This window comes from Brevibacillus sp. IT-7CA2 (assembly GCF_949767855.1).
In the GTDB taxonomy this organism is placed as follows: Bacteria; Bacillota; Bacilli; order Brevibacillales; family Brevibacillaceae; genus Brevibacillus.
In genome coordinates this window covers 398,741-415,739 of sequence record NZ_CATKQT010000044.1, presented here as the reverse complement: position 1 = coordinate 415,739, position 16,999 = coordinate 398,741, and the positions used below count along the sequence as shown (strand labels likewise).

16 protein-coding genes and 1 riboswitch are annotated in these 16,999 nt (G+C 48.2%); of the genes, 8 read left to right on the top strand and 8 right to left on the bottom strand.

The annotated features are described in order from the left end of the window. Positions 1 to 71: 71 nt before the first annotated feature. A riboswitch (cobalamin riboswitch) is annotated at positions 72 to 266 on the bottom strand. Positions 267 to 398: 132 nt separating this feature from the next. Continuing rightward, positions 399 to 1,490: a quinone-dependent dihydroorotate dehydrogenase gene (locus ACM6JA_RS21625; RefSeq protein ID WP_414853984.1), complete on the bottom strand. Its 1,092-nt coding sequence runs from the start codon at positions 1,488 to 1,490 to the stop codon at positions 399 to 401. A 151-nt stretch (positions 1,491 to 1,641) separates the two neighbouring features. Here ACM6JA_RS21625 and ACM6JA_RS21620 point away from each other — a divergent pair, with 151 nt between their 5' ends. From ACM6JA_RS21620 to ACM6JA_RS21610, 3 genes are read left to right on the top strand one after another with little or no spacing between them, the layout of a single operon-like run. After that, positions 1,642 to 2,742 (top strand): GerAB/ArcD/ProY family transporter, encoded by a 1,101-nt coding sequence (locus tag ACM6JA_RS21620; RefSeq protein WP_414853983.1) that lies wholly within the window; start codon positions 1,642 to 1,644, stop codon positions 2,740 to 2,742. Next, positions 2,732 to 4,114, top strand: coding sequence for a spore germination protein (locus ACM6JA_RS21615; protein ID WP_414853982.1), 1,383 nt, complete (start codon positions 2,732 to 2,734; stop codon positions 4,112 to 4,114). The genes ACM6JA_RS21620 and ACM6JA_RS21615 overlap by 11 nt, the downstream gene beginning before the upstream one ends. Continuing rightward, a complete protein-coding gene (locus ACM6JA_RS21610) occupies positions 4,111 to 5,289 on the top strand; it encodes a Ger(x)C family spore germination protein (RefSeq protein ID WP_414853981.1) in 1,179 nt (392 codons plus the stop codon). Before ACM6JA_RS21615 ends, ACM6JA_RS21610 begins: the two co-directional genes overlap by 4 nt. 63 nt (positions 5,290 to 5,352) lie before the next feature. On the opposite strand, the gene ald is transcribed toward ACM6JA_RS21610, so the two are convergent. The 3 genes from ald to ACM6JA_RS21595 all read right to left on the bottom strand — a co-directional run bounded on the left by ald (position 5,353) and on the right by ACM6JA_RS21595 (position 8,498). Further along, positions 5,353 to 6,477, bottom strand: a complete 1,125-nt coding sequence (gene ald, locus ACM6JA_RS21605) for an alanine dehydrogenase (RefSeq protein ID WP_414853980.1) — start codon at positions 6,475 to 6,477, stop codon at positions 5,353 to 5,355. A gap of 131 nt (positions 6,478 to 6,608) precedes the next feature. Then, positions 6,609 to 7,847, bottom strand: a complete 1,239-nt coding sequence (locus tag ACM6JA_RS21600) for a PucR family transcriptional regulator (protein ID WP_173616655.1) — start codon at positions 7,845 to 7,847, stop codon at positions 6,609 to 6,611. Between the two features lie 81 nt (positions 7,848 to 7,928). Continuing rightward, complete coding sequence (locus ACM6JA_RS21595) at positions 7,929 to 8,498, bottom strand: helix-turn-helix domain-containing protein (RefSeq protein WP_414854169.1); 570 nt, start codon at positions 8,496 to 8,498, stop codon at positions 7,929 to 7,931. A 225-nt stretch (positions 8,499 to 8,723) separates the two neighbouring features. Between ACM6JA_RS21595 and ACM6JA_RS21590 the strand changes: the two genes are divergently transcribed. After that, positions 8,724 to 10,025, top strand: coding sequence for an MFS transporter (locus ACM6JA_RS21590; protein ID WP_414853979.1), 1,302 nt, complete (start codon positions 8,724 to 8,726; stop codon positions 10,023 to 10,025). A gap of 17 nt (positions 10,026 to 10,042) precedes the next feature. Further along, the gene (locus ACM6JA_RS21585; RefSeq protein WP_414854168.1) at positions 10,043 to 11,029 is read left to right on the top strand and encodes an ornithine cyclodeaminase family protein; all 987 of its coding nucleotides are present in this window, start codon (positions 10,043 to 10,045) and stop codon (positions 11,027 to 11,029) included. 65 nt (positions 11,030 to 11,094) lie between these two features. On the opposite strand, the gene ACM6JA_RS21580 is transcribed toward ACM6JA_RS21585, so the two are convergent. Together ACM6JA_RS21580 and ACM6JA_RS21575 are read right to left on the bottom strand one after the other, a co-directional pair. Further along, positions 11,095 to 11,448 (bottom strand): response regulator, encoded by a 354-nt coding sequence (locus ACM6JA_RS21580; RefSeq protein WP_414853978.1) that lies wholly within the window; start codon positions 11,446 to 11,448, stop codon positions 11,095 to 11,097. 119 nt (positions 11,449 to 11,567) lie between these two features. Next, positions 11,568 to 11,759, bottom strand: a complete 192-nt coding sequence (locus tag ACM6JA_RS21575) for a hypothetical protein (RefSeq protein WP_414853977.1) — start codon at positions 11,757 to 11,759, stop codon at positions 11,568 to 11,570. Between the two features lie 167 nt (positions 11,760 to 11,926). Here ACM6JA_RS21575 and ACM6JA_RS21570 point away from each other — a divergent pair, with 167 nt between their 5' ends. Continuing rightward, positions 11,927 to 12,937, top strand: a complete 1,011-nt coding sequence (locus tag ACM6JA_RS21570; protein WP_007718536.1) for a BMP family ABC transporter substrate-binding protein — start codon at positions 11,927 to 11,929, stop codon at positions 12,935 to 12,937. 5 nt (positions 12,938 to 12,942) lie between these two features. Next, positions 12,943 to 14,763, top strand: a complete 1,821-nt coding sequence (locus tag ACM6JA_RS21565) for an ATP-binding protein (protein WP_414853976.1) — start codon at positions 12,943 to 12,945, stop codon at positions 14,761 to 14,763. On the opposite strand, the gene ACM6JA_RS21560 is transcribed toward ACM6JA_RS21565, so the two are convergent. Beyond that, positions 14,760 to 15,560, bottom strand: coding sequence for an alpha/beta hydrolase family protein (locus ACM6JA_RS21560; protein WP_414854167.1), 801 nt, complete (start codon positions 15,558 to 15,560; stop codon positions 14,760 to 14,762). The two genes, ACM6JA_RS21565 and ACM6JA_RS21560, sit on opposite strands and share 4 nt — an antisense overlap. A 5-nt stretch (positions 15,561 to 15,565) precedes the next feature. Beyond that, complete coding sequence (locus tag ACM6JA_RS21555) at positions 15,566 to 16,453, bottom strand: LysR family transcriptional regulator (protein ID WP_414853975.1); 888 nt, start codon at positions 16,451 to 16,453, stop codon at positions 15,566 to 15,568. A gap of 119 nt (positions 16,454 to 16,572) precedes the next feature. Between ACM6JA_RS21555 and ACM6JA_RS21550 the strand changes: the two genes are divergently transcribed. After that, positions 16,573 to 16,962, top strand: a complete 390-nt coding sequence (locus ACM6JA_RS21550; protein WP_414853974.1) for a rhodanese-like domain-containing protein — start codon at positions 16,573 to 16,575, stop codon at positions 16,960 to 16,962. Positions 16,963 to 16,999: the final 37 nt, after the last annotated feature.

The following is a 16,999-nucleotide window of genomic DNA, read 5'->3' as shown; positions in this document are numbered from 1 at the left end:
GTGCACACAAAACAACAGACTGACTATACAGCCTCATTGCCTCGTATTCACCGCTCCTTTCCGCGAAGGTTCTGTGGGTGTGGCTACTAGGTAGGTCTCCTGGCTTCCAGATCCATGCGCTCTTTGTCCTTCCCCATACAAAAATGAGTGGTTTCCTTCTCAAAGAGAGCTCCCTGGTTACAGTGGCGGGACCGCTCGGGACTTTCACCCGATTCCCTGTTACCCTTTATGCGTCACATAAAGGCACCTAACGCCGACAATATGAAATTGACAGACAATTCATGTTTGTCCACATCATTATACCGGATCACTACATAAATCGGAAGAATATAAGCAAAAACGCATAAGTCGATGACCCACTACAAACGGAGCCATCGACCTATGCGTACTTGTTCTATCTATTCTTTTGCGTCTACGCCAATTACTTCACTAATATGTTTAAAACCATCGCGCTGCATGAGCTTGAGCAGCTTTTTGTTAATTTGTTTGGCGATACCTGGGCCCTGATAAATCATCCCCGTATACACCTGAACGAGACTGGCTCCTGCTCGGATTTTCGCGTAGGCGTCTTCGCCGTTATAAATGCCTCCGACACCGATGATTGGTACCTTGTCTCCTACTTCTTGATAAATCTCCTTCACCCAAGCAGTGGAACGCTCCGTAAGAGGTCTTCCGCTCAAGCCACCAGCTTCCTCGGCAAATCGATGTCCGGAAACCGCCTCGCGTGACAGTGTCGTATTGGTAGCGATAATTCCGGAAATGCCTTCTTCAACAGCAGCGTGAACAACATCGCGCATGTGCTCATCCGACATGTCTGGTGCTACTTTCAGCAATATCGGTTTTTTCTTGATGGAACGCGCTTCCATTTCGGTCGCCTTTTCCCTTACTGCACGCACCAAATGACGCAAGCTCTCTGTTTCCTGCAAGTCACGCAGATTCGGGGTATTCGGAGAGCTGATGTTAATGACGAAATAGTGACCGTATGCATAGAGCATGTCCATACATTTGTTATAGTCGATGGCCGCCTCTTCATTCGGCGTTACTTTGTTTTTCCCAATGTTAATCCCAATCGGAACATCTGAGTATGCGTAACCGACCAAATGCTGGGAAGCCAAATACGCACCGTGATTGTTGAAGCCCATCCGGTTAATGACAGCTTGATGTTCCGGCAATCGGAACAAACGCGGCTTCGGATTGCCTGGCTGCCCCTGCGGCGTCAACGTCCCGATTTCCACAAACCCAAAACCAAGAGCACCCAACGCATGATAGACTTCTGCATTTTTATCAAAACCGGCTGCAAGCCCGACTGGATTCGGAAACGTCATTCCCCACAGCTTATTCTCCAACCGCTGGTCTTTTACCTGATAGATCATCTTCAGGATGCTTTTGCCTGGAGCAGAATCCTCCACCAGCCTTAAGGCACCAATTGTCTTTTCATGAATCTCTTCCGCATCTTGCTGGAACAGATAATTTCTTATGAGCTGATACATCGGCTGCACTCCTTACTCTGTTTCTACCTTTTTACCTCATAGTAGAATACCATACTTTTTCGGACGGATGTAACCTTTATACCTGATACATATTTCCAAGCAAGCAGGCAAATCCTAACAGCACCACCACGCACAGGGGGATAAGTCTTTCATGAAAGTGGACGGAAAAATCGGGATTGGTCAAGCCATTATGGTGATGATGCTGACGATCGGCATTACGAACCACGTAACCGTCATCCCCCTCTTATTGAGTAAAGCCGGAAGAGATGCTTGGTTGAGCGTGTTGCTTGCTGGTATCCCCTTTTCCTTCTGGGCGTATCTGCTGTTTGTGATTAATCGAAGTTTGGATCAACAGTCTTTGTATGAATGGATTTCACAACGGTCAGGAAAAATCGTCAGCAATCTCTTGCTCGTTCCAATCATGATTTGCCTGTATCTAATGGCGCTAACGAATCTGATCGATACGCAAACTTGGACAACCGTAAACTACTTGCCTCGAACACCCGAGTGGGTGACCGCTTTAGCCTTGATAGGGCTATGTGTACTCGCTTCTATTGGAGGTATGACCTCCGTTGGAATCACAGCAGGCGTCTTGCTCCCCATAGTCGTGTTGCTCGGATTTTTCGTTGCTTTTGGCAATATTCCCAAAAAGGATTATAGTCTTTTGCTCCCGCTTTTCCAGAACGGTTTTCGTCCGCTGCTACATGGGATGCTTTACGTTGGCGGCGGTTTCACCGAGCTGTTTCTGCTCCTGTTGCTCCAGCATCACGTACGAAAGCCGTTTCGACTCGTACACTTTTTTGTCATGCTCGGTATCACGCTGCTGTTGACACTCAGCCCACTGACAGGGGCAATTGCAGAATTTGGACCTGTGGAGTCCTCTCGTCAACGTTTTCCTGCATTTGAACAATGGCGGCTACTCACGATCGGAAAGGACATCGAGAACATGGAGTTTTTCTCGATTTTTCAGTGGCTTTCTGGTGCTTTTATTCGAATAACGCTTTGCCTGATTCTTTTAGGAGATTTGATCACGATACGAACCCGAAAGCAACGCAAATTCATGATGCTGTTTTTCGGCGGAAGCATGATCGCCTTCACCAGCCTCCCTTACAGCGACATGCAATTCGTAGCCTTCTTATCGCGTGTATACTACCCACTTTACTTCGTCATCATGGTTGTTGTCTCACTCGCGCTCATCCTGATATCCCTGCGCAAACCATCCAGACAGGAGGGGGCCCCTTATGACCCTTGAAGAGGAACTGCGGGAAAAACTCGCGCATTGTGCGGACGTCGTTTTTTTGCGCACGGTCACATCCGAGGACCAGCCTGTATTGATGCTTTATTGCGAAGGACTTGCAGACGTTCGTCAACTACAAGATACGGCATTGCCGCAATTGGAGCGATTCCTGGCTATTGGTGATTTGCGTTCTCTGCCTCTTTTCCCGCTCTTCACGAACCCAGAGTTGTGGATTGAGCGACTGTTTGCAGGAGATTTACTGATTTTCATTGGAAACTCCCCGCCATTCGCCTGGGATATCTCCAATCGACCGGAGCGTAACCCTGAGGAAGCCAATACAGAAATATCGATCAAAGGTCCCCGCGACGGCTTCGTCGAGGATCTCTCCACGAACGTGGCTCTCATTCGCAAGCGTATGCGAACGATTACCTTGGCCTACGAGCCTTTTATTCTCGGAACGCGCTCGCGTACAAGGGTTGCGATGATGTATATCACAGATGGGGTATCTTCGGATCTCGTGGAGATGATGCGTGAGAGGCTCCTCAATTGTAAATCAAAAAAAATCTTGAATAGCGCGATCCTGGAAAGATTGCTTAGTGATAACACTCATTCGTTGTTTCCATTAGTTGATTATACGGGTCGTCCTGACTATGCCATTTACATGCTGCTACAAGGTAAGGTCGTCGTATTGGTAGACGGCTCACCCTTGGCACTCGTGGCGCCTGTAACCTTACTCCAACTAATCAAATCTCCTGAAGACGATCAGTACCCTGTTACCTATGTATGGTTGGAACGCATGCTGCGCCTTGGGGGATTTTGGATCGCGATCTTTCTGCCTGGCTTCTGGATTGCACTGTCCGCCTATAATGTTGAGCAATATCCTTTTCAATTGCTCGCTACCGTTACACAAGGCCGAAAAGGGCTGCCATTTTCCGCGCCAATGGAGCTATTTATCATCTTGTTTATCTTTGAATTTCTGCGTGAGGCAGGCGCCCGCTTGCCCAAAAACGTCGGGCAGACACTGGCATTAGTCGGAGCACTGATTATCGGGGATGCTTCCATTCGTGCAGGACTGACATCGCCCTCGATGCTTTTTATCGGCTCCCTTACAGTCGTTGCCTCCTTCACACTGGTCAACCAGGCATTAAGCGGAGCCGTTACCGTGGCTCGTTTCGCTGTTTTCTTCCTTTCCGCAACCATCGGCATGTATGGCTTTATCCTCGGGATGATTGCCATCGTATACTACTTGTCTACCTTGACCTCCTTTGGCAGATCGTATATTTTGATGGGTTCATCCAACTCCTTGTCCACACTGTTCATTGTCTTGTTCAAGTCCATGACCAGCTTCTTTCGGACGAGATCGGCTAAGGGTGGCGATCATAAATGAAGTACATGCGGATTGCTTCTGCTATGCTGCTGTTGGCAACGACTCTTCTTAGCGGCTGCTGGGACCAGAAATCGATTCAGGACCTTCGCTACTTATCTGCAATTGGCATTGATTACGTCAACAATGAGTATGTTTTATACGCCCAATCCACCGATCTGTCTACCGTCGCCAAGCAGGAGTCATCAACCACCCTTCAAGCACCACCTGCGACCATTTCGATCGGAAAAGGGAAAACGCTTCAGTCTGCCTTTGATAACCTGCAAAAAAACGCACAGGTACCCGTGTTTCTAGGCTTTGTATCCTCCCTCGTATTTCATGAGCGTCTCTTGCAAAAGGGCGTTACTACCTCCCATGATATTATGAATCGATACGGTTTGATTCGTTACACCAAATGGGTATTCGGAACGCGGGAGCCGATTGACAAAGTATTAAGCTCTCATTCTTTGGTCGGATTTTCTCCATTGGACTCTCTCTTGCATCAGCCAAAGGATGTTTACGAGCAGCGTTCGTTTATCGAGCCGATCCAATTTTTTCGGTTTATCTCGAACTTTTGGGAGCCGTCAAACACCGTGTTATTGCCAAACATCACGCTGTACGAGCGTTCGTGGAAAGAAAATAACCGTTATATTTCTCGTCTCTCCATCGATGGCATACATGCCATACATCGTGGAAATTGGCAGCGTTACTTCCCCAATCGTGATTTAATGGGGATTCGATGGATGAATAGTGACACGAAATTTGCTGGCCTCATTGTGAGACAAAACAACATTCCCAAAGCAACAATGCGCATCGAGCACGTCAAATTGGACATCACTCCGATAACCACCGGGGACCATCCTCGTTATCAGGTCAATGTTCGACTAAAGGGGTTCGTTCGTGAAATGATGAGTACAGTTACGCCTGCTTTCGTACGGAAAAACTCCGAAGAACAGGTAGCCGAGCAAATTCGCGGGACGTTTCTAAAAGGAGTCAAAGCAGGGGTTGATCTGTATAGCTTGGAGGAAAGTTTGTTTAAAAAAGACTATCAGGCTTGGCGAAAATACGAAATACGCAAGCGCAATAAGCTCACACCTGATTCCCTGACCCAAATCCAGGTGAATATGTACTTAAGTGATTCCGGAAAAATGAAGATGGATTCGGTCAAATACCCTGACCCGCTTGGGCCGAATGAATGATTAAAAAAACTGCTTGCCGTAAGCTCGGGCAAGCAGTTTCTTCTTTGCTATTTACCGTTGAAGCTAGTTTTTCACCAGCAAAACTTCTTCGATAGAAGCATATGGCAAGTTATGCGCATCAGCTACAGCCTTGTAAGCGACTTTGCCGTCGATGACGTTTACGCCTTTTGCCAATGCTTTGTTGTCGCGAATTGCTTGTGCGTAGCCTTTGTTCGCCAATTGTACCGCGTAAGGAACGGTTACGTTGGTCAGGGCCAATGTAGATGTACGAGCGACTGCACCAGGCATGTTGGCTACAGCGTAGTGAATCACACCGTGCTTCTCATAGGTTGGCTTGTCATGAGTTGTGATGCGGTCAACGGTTTCGATCGATCCGCCTTGGTCAATCGCAACGTCTACGATCACAGAACCAGGTGCCATCTCTTTTACCATGTCTTCTGTTACCAGACGTGGAGCACGAGCACCTGGAATGAGTACAGCTCCTACCAGCAAATCTGCTTTTTTCACAGCGTTTGCGATGTTGAAGGAATTGGACATCAGCGTTTGAACGCGGCCTTGGAACAGGTCATCCAGTTGGCGCAGACGGTCTGCGTTTACATCGATGATCGTTACGTTTGCACCCAGTCCAAGCGCCATTTTCGCTGCGTTTGTCCCTACGATTCCGCCGCCTATTACGACTACCTCGCCTTTTGGTACGCCTGGTACGCCACCGAGCAGAACACCTTTTCCACCGTATTGCTTTTCCAAGAATTGCGCGCCGATTTGAACGGACATGCGGCCTGCCACTTCAGACATCGGCATCAACAGAGGCAGAGCGCCATTGTCGAGCTGGATGGTTTCGTAAGCGATTGCTATCACTTTTTTATCGATCAATTCACGAGTCAATTCAGGCTCTGGTGCGAGATGCAAATACGTGAACAGAATCAGACCCTCGCGGAAATATCCGTATTCAGCAGGGAGTGGTTCTTTTACTTTCATTACCATGTCAGACGCCCAAGCCTCTGCTGCTGTTTCTACGATCTCAGCGCCTACTGCCTTGTAATCTTCATTCGTAAAACCACTGCCTTGCCCTGCACTTGTTTCTACACGAACGGAATGTCCGTTTTGTACCAGAGCAGCTACACCTGCTGGGGTAATGGCTACGCGGTTCTCATTATTTTTAATTTCTTTTGGAATTCCAACGATCATGATAAGTATGTCCTCCTTGGAAACGCCAATTTCTTTGCGGTTACTATTATTGTACAGCGTATCCTCGGGCATACTCCTTGGAGATTCCTTTAATTTTAGCGTCTTTTCATTTGTGAAAATTCACAAACAAACTACTGTTCCCCATCTAATTTGGCTATTTTCAACTCTAAATATAAGGCAGCCCGCTGGTTCATATTGTCGAGATCGACACGCATGATCTCCTCAATTCGTCTCAGTCGGTAGCTCAACGTATTAATGTGGATATGCAGGCGCTCTGCTGTCTTGTTGACCTTGCCAGCGGCATCCAAAAAAGTCTCCAATGTCGTCAAGAGCGTGGTCTGGTTGTCGCGATCGTACTGTCTGAGCTTTTCCAGTCGTTCATTCTGGTAGCCCTGCTCCTCTTCCCACTGCTTCAGTTGTAGTAGGTATCGATAAATCCCAAGCTCGTGGTACCCGTGAATCCCCTCATTTTCCTGCGGAAACAGCTTTTTGATCTTGAGCGCATGCAGCGCTTCCCTGTAGCTTTTCACAATATCTGTATACGACTTGTAATCTCTTCCGTACCCGGCAATCACCTGGCGTCCTTCCGTGACATGTGCTTCGAGCTTGCCGAGCGAGTCGGAAAGGAACTGTTCCACCTTGCGAATGAGTACGTCACTCTTGTCTTTTTTTGCATCGGACAGACCGATCAATAATATGATTTGCGAGCCATCGACAACCCAGAGCAGCTTGTCACGCATTAACAACGGATACAAGTACTGGTCCAGACGCGCTCCTGCCGCTTCAATAATACAAATTAGATAAGAGGTTGGAAGCTGCATCTGCAAGGTGTCCGCTTTTTGGCGAATGACAGCCTCACTGCTGTGATTCCCCAGTAACAGCTCCCACAGAAATTCCTTGCGTCGCTGCTCCTCCGCCTTGCGTTTTCCCTGCCGTTGGATGAGACGTGAAACGGCTACGCGTGCTGCCTGACGAAGAATTTCATCATCTTCTCGGGTAATCGGTCGATTCACCTCTTGTGCCCAAATGTAACCGAGCACGTCGCTCCCTCTGCGAATGGCAATCGCCACACGCTTCCCCAAGCCGATTTCGTCCTTGGCCGGGATGTGTACGGGGTCGTCTTGCGTTAACAGCTCCTGGAATACGCCGTCCTTCCAAAGGCGCGTCAGCACTTTTTCCGGTACCCGTCGCCCCATGATGGTAGACCAGCGCGCTTCATCTGTGCTTTCTCCGTGTGAGCTGTAAGCAATCAGTTTATGATCGGCATCTTCAACCGTAATCGGATTTTGCAAAAGTTCTCCAATGACATCAGCTAATTCGTCGATATCAGCATGCTGATACTGTTGAAAATAGTTAGGCTCTACGGGCACACTTTCACCTCTTTACCGCTCTTTTCTACGCGTTCCTCTATTATAGTAGAAAACATGACTTCGCTAAACGCTCTGTCTCAATTAATAAGAAGCGGTCGGAATCATGTCGCTGTCATGCGAATTGACACAAAGGAATCTGATGACCTCGCCTGTACGGTTCACCCAGTTGTGCGGTACGGATGAATCCATATGAATGCTGTCACCAGGGAACAAATCATGCTCCTCTTCCCCCAGCAAAAGAGTCAACACACCCTCGAGGACGTAAATAAACTCTTGCCCCTTATGCACAAAAGGCGTGCCTTTTTCTCCATGCGGTGAAAGCGTGACGAGAATGGGTACCAGCGACGGATTCGTCAAATCACCGGACAGGTCCTCATACACAAAAGGCGCATGCAAAAGCCCAGATCGCTCTTTGCTCGCCCTGCGTACCTGCCCATTCCCTCCACTCGACTCACCCGAAAAGAAATAGCCTGGGCTCACTCCCAAGGCTTCCGAAATTTTTTTCAATGACTCCAGCGTGATGGATGACTTCCCACGCTCTACTTGGGACAAAAAGCTGATCGACAGCTGTGTTTTTTCTGCAATTTGTTTGAGTGTCTTCTTTTTGCCGACACGAAGCGATTTGATTAATACACCAATGGTAGGTTCCATTTGCATACCTCGCCGTAAAAAGGATAGGTCTATCATACTCTTTCTCGAAAAAAGTTGTAAAGTTAGCATAAGTATCAACTTTTACTATTGCTACAAATTATATTACATTTTATAATCTTTGTTATTATCAGATTTGTAATCGCTTTATTTTTAAAAATTGAAGTGCTACTTCACTCGTAAATTGAAGTGACACTTCAATGTATACCGACAAAGGAGGATTACCCGATGGCATTACAAACACAAGCCGGCGTTTCCAAAAAGGTTCAAAACAAAGCATTGGTCGCGAGCCTTATTGGCAGCTCCATTGAGTGGTTTGACTTTTTCCTGTATGGAACCATGGCATCGCTCGTATTCAACAAGCTATTTTTTCCTTCTTCAGATCCAGCTGTAGGCTTACTGCTCTCTTATCTCTCATTTGGTCTTCCCTTTTTCATCCGGCCTTTGGGTGGCGTGATCTTCAGTCATATCGGGGACAAAATCGGTCGTAAAAAGACGCTGGTCTTGACGTTGTCGCTGATGGGAGGCGCTACCGTCTTGATCGGTTTGCTGCCTGATTACAATGCCATTGGCGTCTGGGCTCCGATTCTTCTCGTCCTGATGCGTTTGATTCAAGGCTTGGGGATCGGCGGTGAATGGGGAGGTGCATTGCTTCTCGCCGTAGAGTACTCCGGCAAAGGCAGACGCGGCTTTTTTGGAAGTATCCCGCAAATGGGTGTAACAATCGGCATGCTGCTCGGTACGTTGGCCATTTCTTTAATGAGTACGCTTCCCGATGATCAATTCATGTCTTGGGGCTGGCGAATTCCGTTTCTGTTGAGTGCAGCTCTTGTCTTTTTAGGACTCTGGATTCGCAATGGCATCGATGAAACACCAGCTTTTCAAGAAGCAAAAAAGACGGGGAACATTGCAAAAGTTCCCATCGTAGATACATTTCGCTATCACTGGAAAGCTGTTCTGATTGCCGTCGGAGCCAAAGTGGTAGAGACGGCCCCGTTCTATATTTTCTCGACGTTTATTATTGCCTACGCGACGAACTACTTGGGCTACGACCGAATAACGGTACTCAATGCCGTGACGATCGCCACATTAGTGACAACCATCGCGATTCCGTACATGGGCATGCTGTCCGATAAGGTAGGCAGAAAGCCATTGTATATCGTGGGAACTATAGCGATGATGCTGTTTGCATTCCCTTACTTTTATATGCTGTCATTGAAATCAGCCCTTTGGCTTACCGTAGCTACAGTCATCGGACTCGGGATTCTCTGGGCTCCGGTCACAGCTGTATTGGGTACGATGTTCTCCGAGATTTTCAGTACGAATGTACGCTATACTGGGGTAACGGTTGGCTACCAGCTCGGTGCTGCTTTAGCGGGCGGTACTGCTCCGCTGATCGCTACTGCCTTGTTAAGCTCCTTTAACTCGTGGGTACCAATCGCTTTGTACATTGTCATTTCCGGGGTTATTTCTCTCATTGCGGTTTCTGCTACGAAGGAAACAAAGGATTTGGATTTGGACGAATCCTGATGGAAAGGAAGAATGAGATGCTAGTATTAAGCCGTGAAAACATTGAACAAATCTATACGATGAAAGATTGCTTGGAAGATGTGGAACACGTCTTCCGTGAGCATATGCTGGGAAACGTCACCACCCCTGTTCGTACTGCCATTGACCATCCAAAATACGGAGCAACCAGTCTATATATGCCGTCCTATTTGGAAACGGACGATTACGTAGCGGTAAAAATCATCAGTATTTTCCCGGAGAATCACAAGCACGATATCAAAGCACTCCAAAGCGTGATCGTGTTGACCGAAGCAAAAACAGGACAGCATGTGGCGATGATGGACGCGAGCCTGTTGACGATTATGCGCACAGGTGCAAGCAGTGGCGTTGCAACCAAATACTTGGCAAAAGAAAATGCGCAAAGCTGCGCTGTATTGGGATGCGGGGCACAATCCATCGGACAGATTCAAGCCGTCATGGAAGTCCGTCCGCTGACAAACATTTTTCTCTATAACCGCACACGTGGGAAAGCGGACGAAATGAAACAAACACTACTCTCGCTCTACCCCGAGTGGCAAGGCGAAATCACGGTTATGGATGACGCCAATGAAGCGGTTGCGAATGCCGAAATCGTGATTTGCAGCACCAAGGCTACCAGCCCGTTGTTTGATGGAACACGCTTGCGTCCTGGTACGCATATCAATGCCATCGGTGCTTTTCTTCCTCATATGCAGGAGGTCGACTTGACTACTGTACAAGACAGCAAAGTCGTGGTCGATACACTCGAGGGAGCCCAGCACGAAGCCGGCGATCTGCTCATTCCGATTGAACGCGGCGAATGGAGCTTTGAACAAATGCACGCTGAGCTGGGAGACATTCTAATTGGGAAAAAGCCTGGCCGAGAAAACGATGAAGAAATCACGCTGTACAAATCCGTAGGTATTGCCTATTTGGACACAGCCGTTGCCAAAACGGTCTATGAACGTGCAAAAGCAAACGGCATTGGAACAGAAATCAGCTTGTAAATCTTGGCTTATAAAAAACAGCCGCCTTCCCACCCGGGCTTTGGCGGCTGTTTGCTTTTTCCTGTCTACAAAAGTCGTGCGATTGCATCGAGCATCTGCTCTTTTTGAAAAGGCTTCACGACGAAATCACTCGCTCCTGTTTTCATCGCTTCCAGCACCTTCTGCCGGTGCCCGACTGCCGAGCAGATCAAAATTTTGGCATCACGGTCAAAATCCAAGATGTGGCGCATGGCTTCAATCCCGTGCATGTGCGGCATGGTAATATCCATGGTGACAATGTCTGGCTTGAGCTCCTTGTACTTTTCAATTGCCTCCAAACCATTGCTCGCTTCTCCACAAACTTCATGTTGTTCGCCTAGCATATCCGTCAGCACCCTTCTCGTGAAGGCTGCGTCATCTACTATCAGCAATCGGGCCATGCAGTCTTATCCCCTCGCATCTCGCTTGCTATTCTACTTCCTACTTTTGCAGAAATCGCAAGCCTTGTCCACGAGAGAAAATGACTTCTTTTGTCGAATAGCGCGAAATCCGATCGGTATTATGAAATAAAGCCGATTCGCTCGCTGCTCTCTTTCGAATCATTGTCGCTGGCGGGTTCAGCTGTCCCGTTCGACGCCAGAGGACTATCTGGTTTCGGGTGTGGAGTGGTCTCTCCAATCTCCGGTCGATCGACCTGTGTTACCTCATCTGGAATATGAATCTGGGGGATTTCCACCATATCGTTTTCCATCGCGTGTACGCCTCCCTTCTGTTCCCGCTGTGCAGGATGTTCTCCATACGATTAGCCTGTCCGTATCCCTTTTTTCCATGCACAACCTTCACAGAACCGATATAATAGGCATGACGTGTATTTATATTTTTAAGTGGATTATGCTTTTTTCTATGGAGGAATCCCGCATGCCAAAGCTGCTGCCATTTCCCGTCTTATTTACCGGTTTGGTAGTCGGGCTGCTTCTGCTCATTACCAGTCAGTTCGTTACAAGCATGAAGCATCTCGATAAAGTCATAAATAAAAGCAGCCATTCTTCTGACAAAGTGCGTGTCGCCCTGTTGCTGGAGGGCCCCACTTATGATCAAGGCTGGAACAGCAGTGCACTGGAGAGTATGACAGAACTGCAAAAAAGATTTAACTTTTCACTCGAAATCGCTAATAATATAAAACCGGAGCAGATCACGAAGGTGGCTGAGAAATATGCAGCCAACGACTATGATCTCATACTCGGTCATGGCCTCATCTTCTCTGAACCTTTTACAGACGTGGCGAATCGGTATCCGAAATCACACTTTGTTTCCTTTAACGGAGAGGCTCCGCATCCGAATCAGACGACGATTCGTTACGATATGAAGCCTGCCGGCAAGCTCGTCGGTATCCTAGCCGCTAAAATGACGAAATCAGATAAAGTCGGATACATCATGGTAGACAAGCCCACAGAGTTACTTCAAGTAGAGGGCTTTATCGATGGCGTGAAAAAGGCATCGCCCCAAACCACAATTGTTGTGGGAAAAGTTCCTGATTTCAATGACATTGAGGGGGCCATTCGCACGACTCGCGACATGATTTCACAAGGTGTAGATGTCATCTACACCACAGGCGACAGCTTCAATCTCGAAGTGATTACAGAAGCGCAGCGCGCAGGAGTATTCACCATCGGATATATTGCCGATCAGCGCTACATCGCTCCAGACTACGTGCTCGCCTCCATGATGCAGGATGTTCGTCAGTGCTACCGCATCATCACGGAACAGTTTATTCAAGGGGATCTCCCCAATGGAAAAGTTATGTACGGACTTGCCGAAGGAGTCAACCATCTCAGTCAATTCGGACACATGGTGCCAGCAGATGTACGTGAAGATTTAGAACGGGAACTGAAAAATCTCATTCCTTCCCGTGGCTCGTATGGAGGTTAATCAGCATGCCCCTTTTCAGCAATCTTGGATTTCAGAAAAAAATCATGCTCAGCTATCTCGTAATGATGCTTCTCATCGGTTGCGTAACGACCCTGTTCAGCTATCAAATGACCAAGGTCACCTCTGATGAAGTGTATTTGACGCAAAACCTCTTACCGCAAACGAGCGCCTTACTGGAAGTCAAAAACCAGATTTACACCAAGACATATGCGTTGAACATGTATACATTGACACGCAACGAGTCTTACCTGGATCAGTACTATACAAATCTGATCGATACCGCTCGTTTTTCCTCGCTTCCCAAAACCGAGGCGAACAGTGGCTTGTTTACCATTATTGAATCGATATCAAAACTGGACTTTATTTTTTTGAACAAAATAAATCCGTTGCTGCAAGCAGGGAATGTTCCCGCCGTCAGCTATGTCCTTTCCAATGACGTACAGCCATTGCTCGACCGGTTGGAACGAGATCTGTCCTTTTCACTCAATCAGCTGGAGTATCAGACGAACAAAGAGTTTCAGAATTCGAATGAGAGCATCAAAGTCTCGTTGATTCTGACGTATTCCGTTTCCGTAGCCTCTATCTTGTTTGGGCTATTCTGTACGTTTTACTTCCGAAATGAGCTGCTGCGTCCGATCCAGTCTCTGATGCAGCAAGCGCGTGAAGTATCGAAAGGAACATTCGGCCAACAAATCGTCTATACCCATCAAGATGAATTCCTTGAGTTGGCGCAGGAGTTCAATAAAATGTCGAGCAGCATCGCCAACCTATTCGCACAAGATGAAAGGCAACGGCAAATTTTAACCGAAGAAAAAAACATCCGGGAGCAAATCTTAAACTCTCTGCCTGTTGGGATTATTACCCATTCCCATGCGACAGTCGGTCTTCATGTAAACCAGTTGGCACAGCATTTGGTCAAGCTCGACGATCACGGTTACCCCGTATCCAAAGTTTCCTTTGAAGCACCCAGATGCAATGAGCCGACTCCCTGGTTCGTCAATCGCAAAATGACCTTGTATAAAAAAGACGACACGCCATTCATTGCCCTGGTCTCCTACATTCCTTTGCACAATCATCACCACGATCAAGAAACGGGGTGGATGGTCGCCTTCTTGGACATTACGGAGCAGGAGCAAATTCAAGAGTACCTGAATCAATCCGAGAAGCTGGCCATGGTCGGTCAGCTGGCAGCGGGAGCCGCTCATGAAATTCGCAATCCGCTAACGGTCATTTACGGCTTTATTCAGCTATTGGAACAGCGTTTATCGAATCAAGAGCGCGATTTATACTACTTGCCCTTGATCTTGCAGGAAATTGAACGGGTCAACCGCATCGTGACGGAGTTGTTGATGCTCTCCAAACCGTCCAAGCCCGATTATCGCGAGGTTGCGCTAACAGGTGTCGTTCATTCGATTCTTCCCTTGATGAATGCCGAGGCCATGCTGCATGGGATTGAAATCGTAGACCGCTGTGATCCGAGCATTCGCATTCACGTCGATGTCGAGCAATTAAAGCAAATCCTGTTAAATTTAATGAAAAACAGCATTGAAGCCATGAAAGACGGCGGCGTTCTCTCCATTGAAAGCCGCCTGGACGAACAAGCTGTCCATATTCATGTCAAAGACACGGGAGAAGGCATTTCCCAAGAGTATCTGGTGCGTATATTCGATCCGTTCTTCTCCTTAAAAGAGGATGGGACAGGACTGGGGCTACCGATTTCCCGACGAATGGTCGAAAACCACGGTGGGGAGCTGCACGTGAACAGTAAGCTGGGGAAAGGAACGGAAATCATCATCACGCTACCGCTTACTCCAAAAGAAGATTAGACTTGCGCATCCAGCCAAGCGAACATCTTGCGCGTATACATCTCCATATCTTCTCCGACAAACAGATGGCTGGCCCCTTGCGCCAGCCATTTTTCATAAGGTTTGCCTGCCCGCGTCAGCGCATCTGCCAATTTATGAGCATGCTCCACTCCCACATTCTCATCTTCCGTTCCATGTATGATCAGCACAGGGCAAGAAATCTCGTCCATCCGATACAAAGGCGTCCGATCGCGGTAGGCATCCTCCTGCTTGCGCGGGTGACCGATGATTCTGCGCAGCATCCTTCTCAGATCAACCCGCTCCTCATAGGTCAAAAACATGTCGCTGACGCCACTCCATACGACGCAAGACAGCACGCCTTTGCACTCCATTGCAGCAAACAAGGCCATAACGCCACCGCGTGAAAAGCCGTAGACGCTGATTCGCTCCTTATCCACCTTCTCCAGGTTGCGGAGCAATTCAAATGCAGCAAACACATCATGCCTGTCTGCCCCACCGAATTCATCCCGGCCCTCTCCGCCTTCGTTGCCACGGTAATGAGGAGCGAGGACCACGTAGCCAAAGGCGGCCATTTGGCTAATTCGCTCGGGTCTGACCCGTCCCACTCCTTTGATCCCGCCTCGGCAATACAGGAGAGCTGGCAAACATGCTCCCTCCTGAAAATAGGCCTCTGGTATAGCCAAGGCAGCTTTTACCAGCAAGTCTTGACTGTAGTAGCTGACGGTATAGAGCCGCACTCCCGGATGGACTGTCTTCTCGGGTGTACATGCGACAAACGGTGAAGTCTCTAGCTGCATCCTGCTCACGATTCCTCTCTCTGTGATCTCGTAATCGTTTCTACAAGCGTCACCATCGAAGGTGATAGCCATTTCTTTTTATGATAAACAAGCTGAATGGAAAAAGGCGGCTTATCTGACTGAAACGGGATGGCTGTGAGCACCCCTTCTGCGAGCTCTCTCTTGACCGCCATGAGCGGCAGCAAAGCTACACCCAAGCCACAGCGTACACACTGCTTGATCGCTTCCGGATTGCTGAACTGGCAGGCGATTCGCTGACTCATCCCAGCCTCTCCAAAGGCCTCCAACAGCATGCCCCGATACGTACAGCCTTCTTCTGTCAATACAAGTGGCTCGCCGCCCAAATCATGGACAGTGAGTGCAGTTGCTGTTGTGAATCGATGTGCGGGTGGTATGACGATCACCAATTCTTCCTCACGAATAACGTGGGTGACCAACTCAGGGTCTGTACAAGGGCGATCGAAAATGATCCCGAAATCGAGATAACCATCTCTGATCTGTTGCACAATTTCTGCTTCCCCAGCCGTCCGCAATACTAAATCAACCTGAGGGTATTGCTGACAAAAAGCCTGCAAATACGGCGGCAAAAAGAACGCCGCCAATGTATCGATCGTTCCAATGGCAATCGGACCTGTCATCTGTTGCTTAATCACTTCTTTAGATTCCCCATACAGACGAATCAATTCCCGTGCATAAGGCAGCAAGGCTTCACCTGCTTGCGTCAGTCGCAGCTTGCGTCCGTATCTTTCAAATAGCGGTGCTCCATACGACTGCTCCAGCTTTTGCATTTGTGCCGTTACCGTCGGTTGAGCATAGCCCAGTTCTTCTGCTGCCCGTGTAAAGCTCCCATACCGGGCTACTTCGCGAAAAGTATGTAAATAGACCAGCTCCATCCCGCTTCCTCCCATAGAAATCAGTAATGATCCTCATTGAATAGTATAGATAACTGTGATGAATGCTTCAATGCTATGCTTTGTACATAACCATCACACGTACCGAGGAGGAATTTGATATGTCCCTTGTTTTGCAAACACCCGCCGCGTCATCTGAAGTAGCCCGCACTCATTTTCTCAACAAGCTTTCTCTCGAGACAGATGTCGCTGATGTATGGAATGAAATCCAAAACCGAGTGGAAGGCTTCTACATCCTGGATGCTCGCAGCGAGAAAGCGTATCGGGATGGTCACGTTCCCGGGGCTCTGAATCTCCCCCATTCCCTTATTTCCGCTGAAACGACGGCAGCTCTGGACCCGACCAAGCTCATGGTCGTCTACTGCTGGGGTCCCAACTGCAACGGTGCTGCGAAGGCGTGCGCGAAACTGGCCGCTCTTGGCTTTCGAGTAAAAGAAATGCTCGGCGGGTTTGAATACTGGCTAAAAGAAGGAAATCCACTGGAACACTAGACGCAAAAAAGGACGGGAATCATCCCCGTCCTTTTCA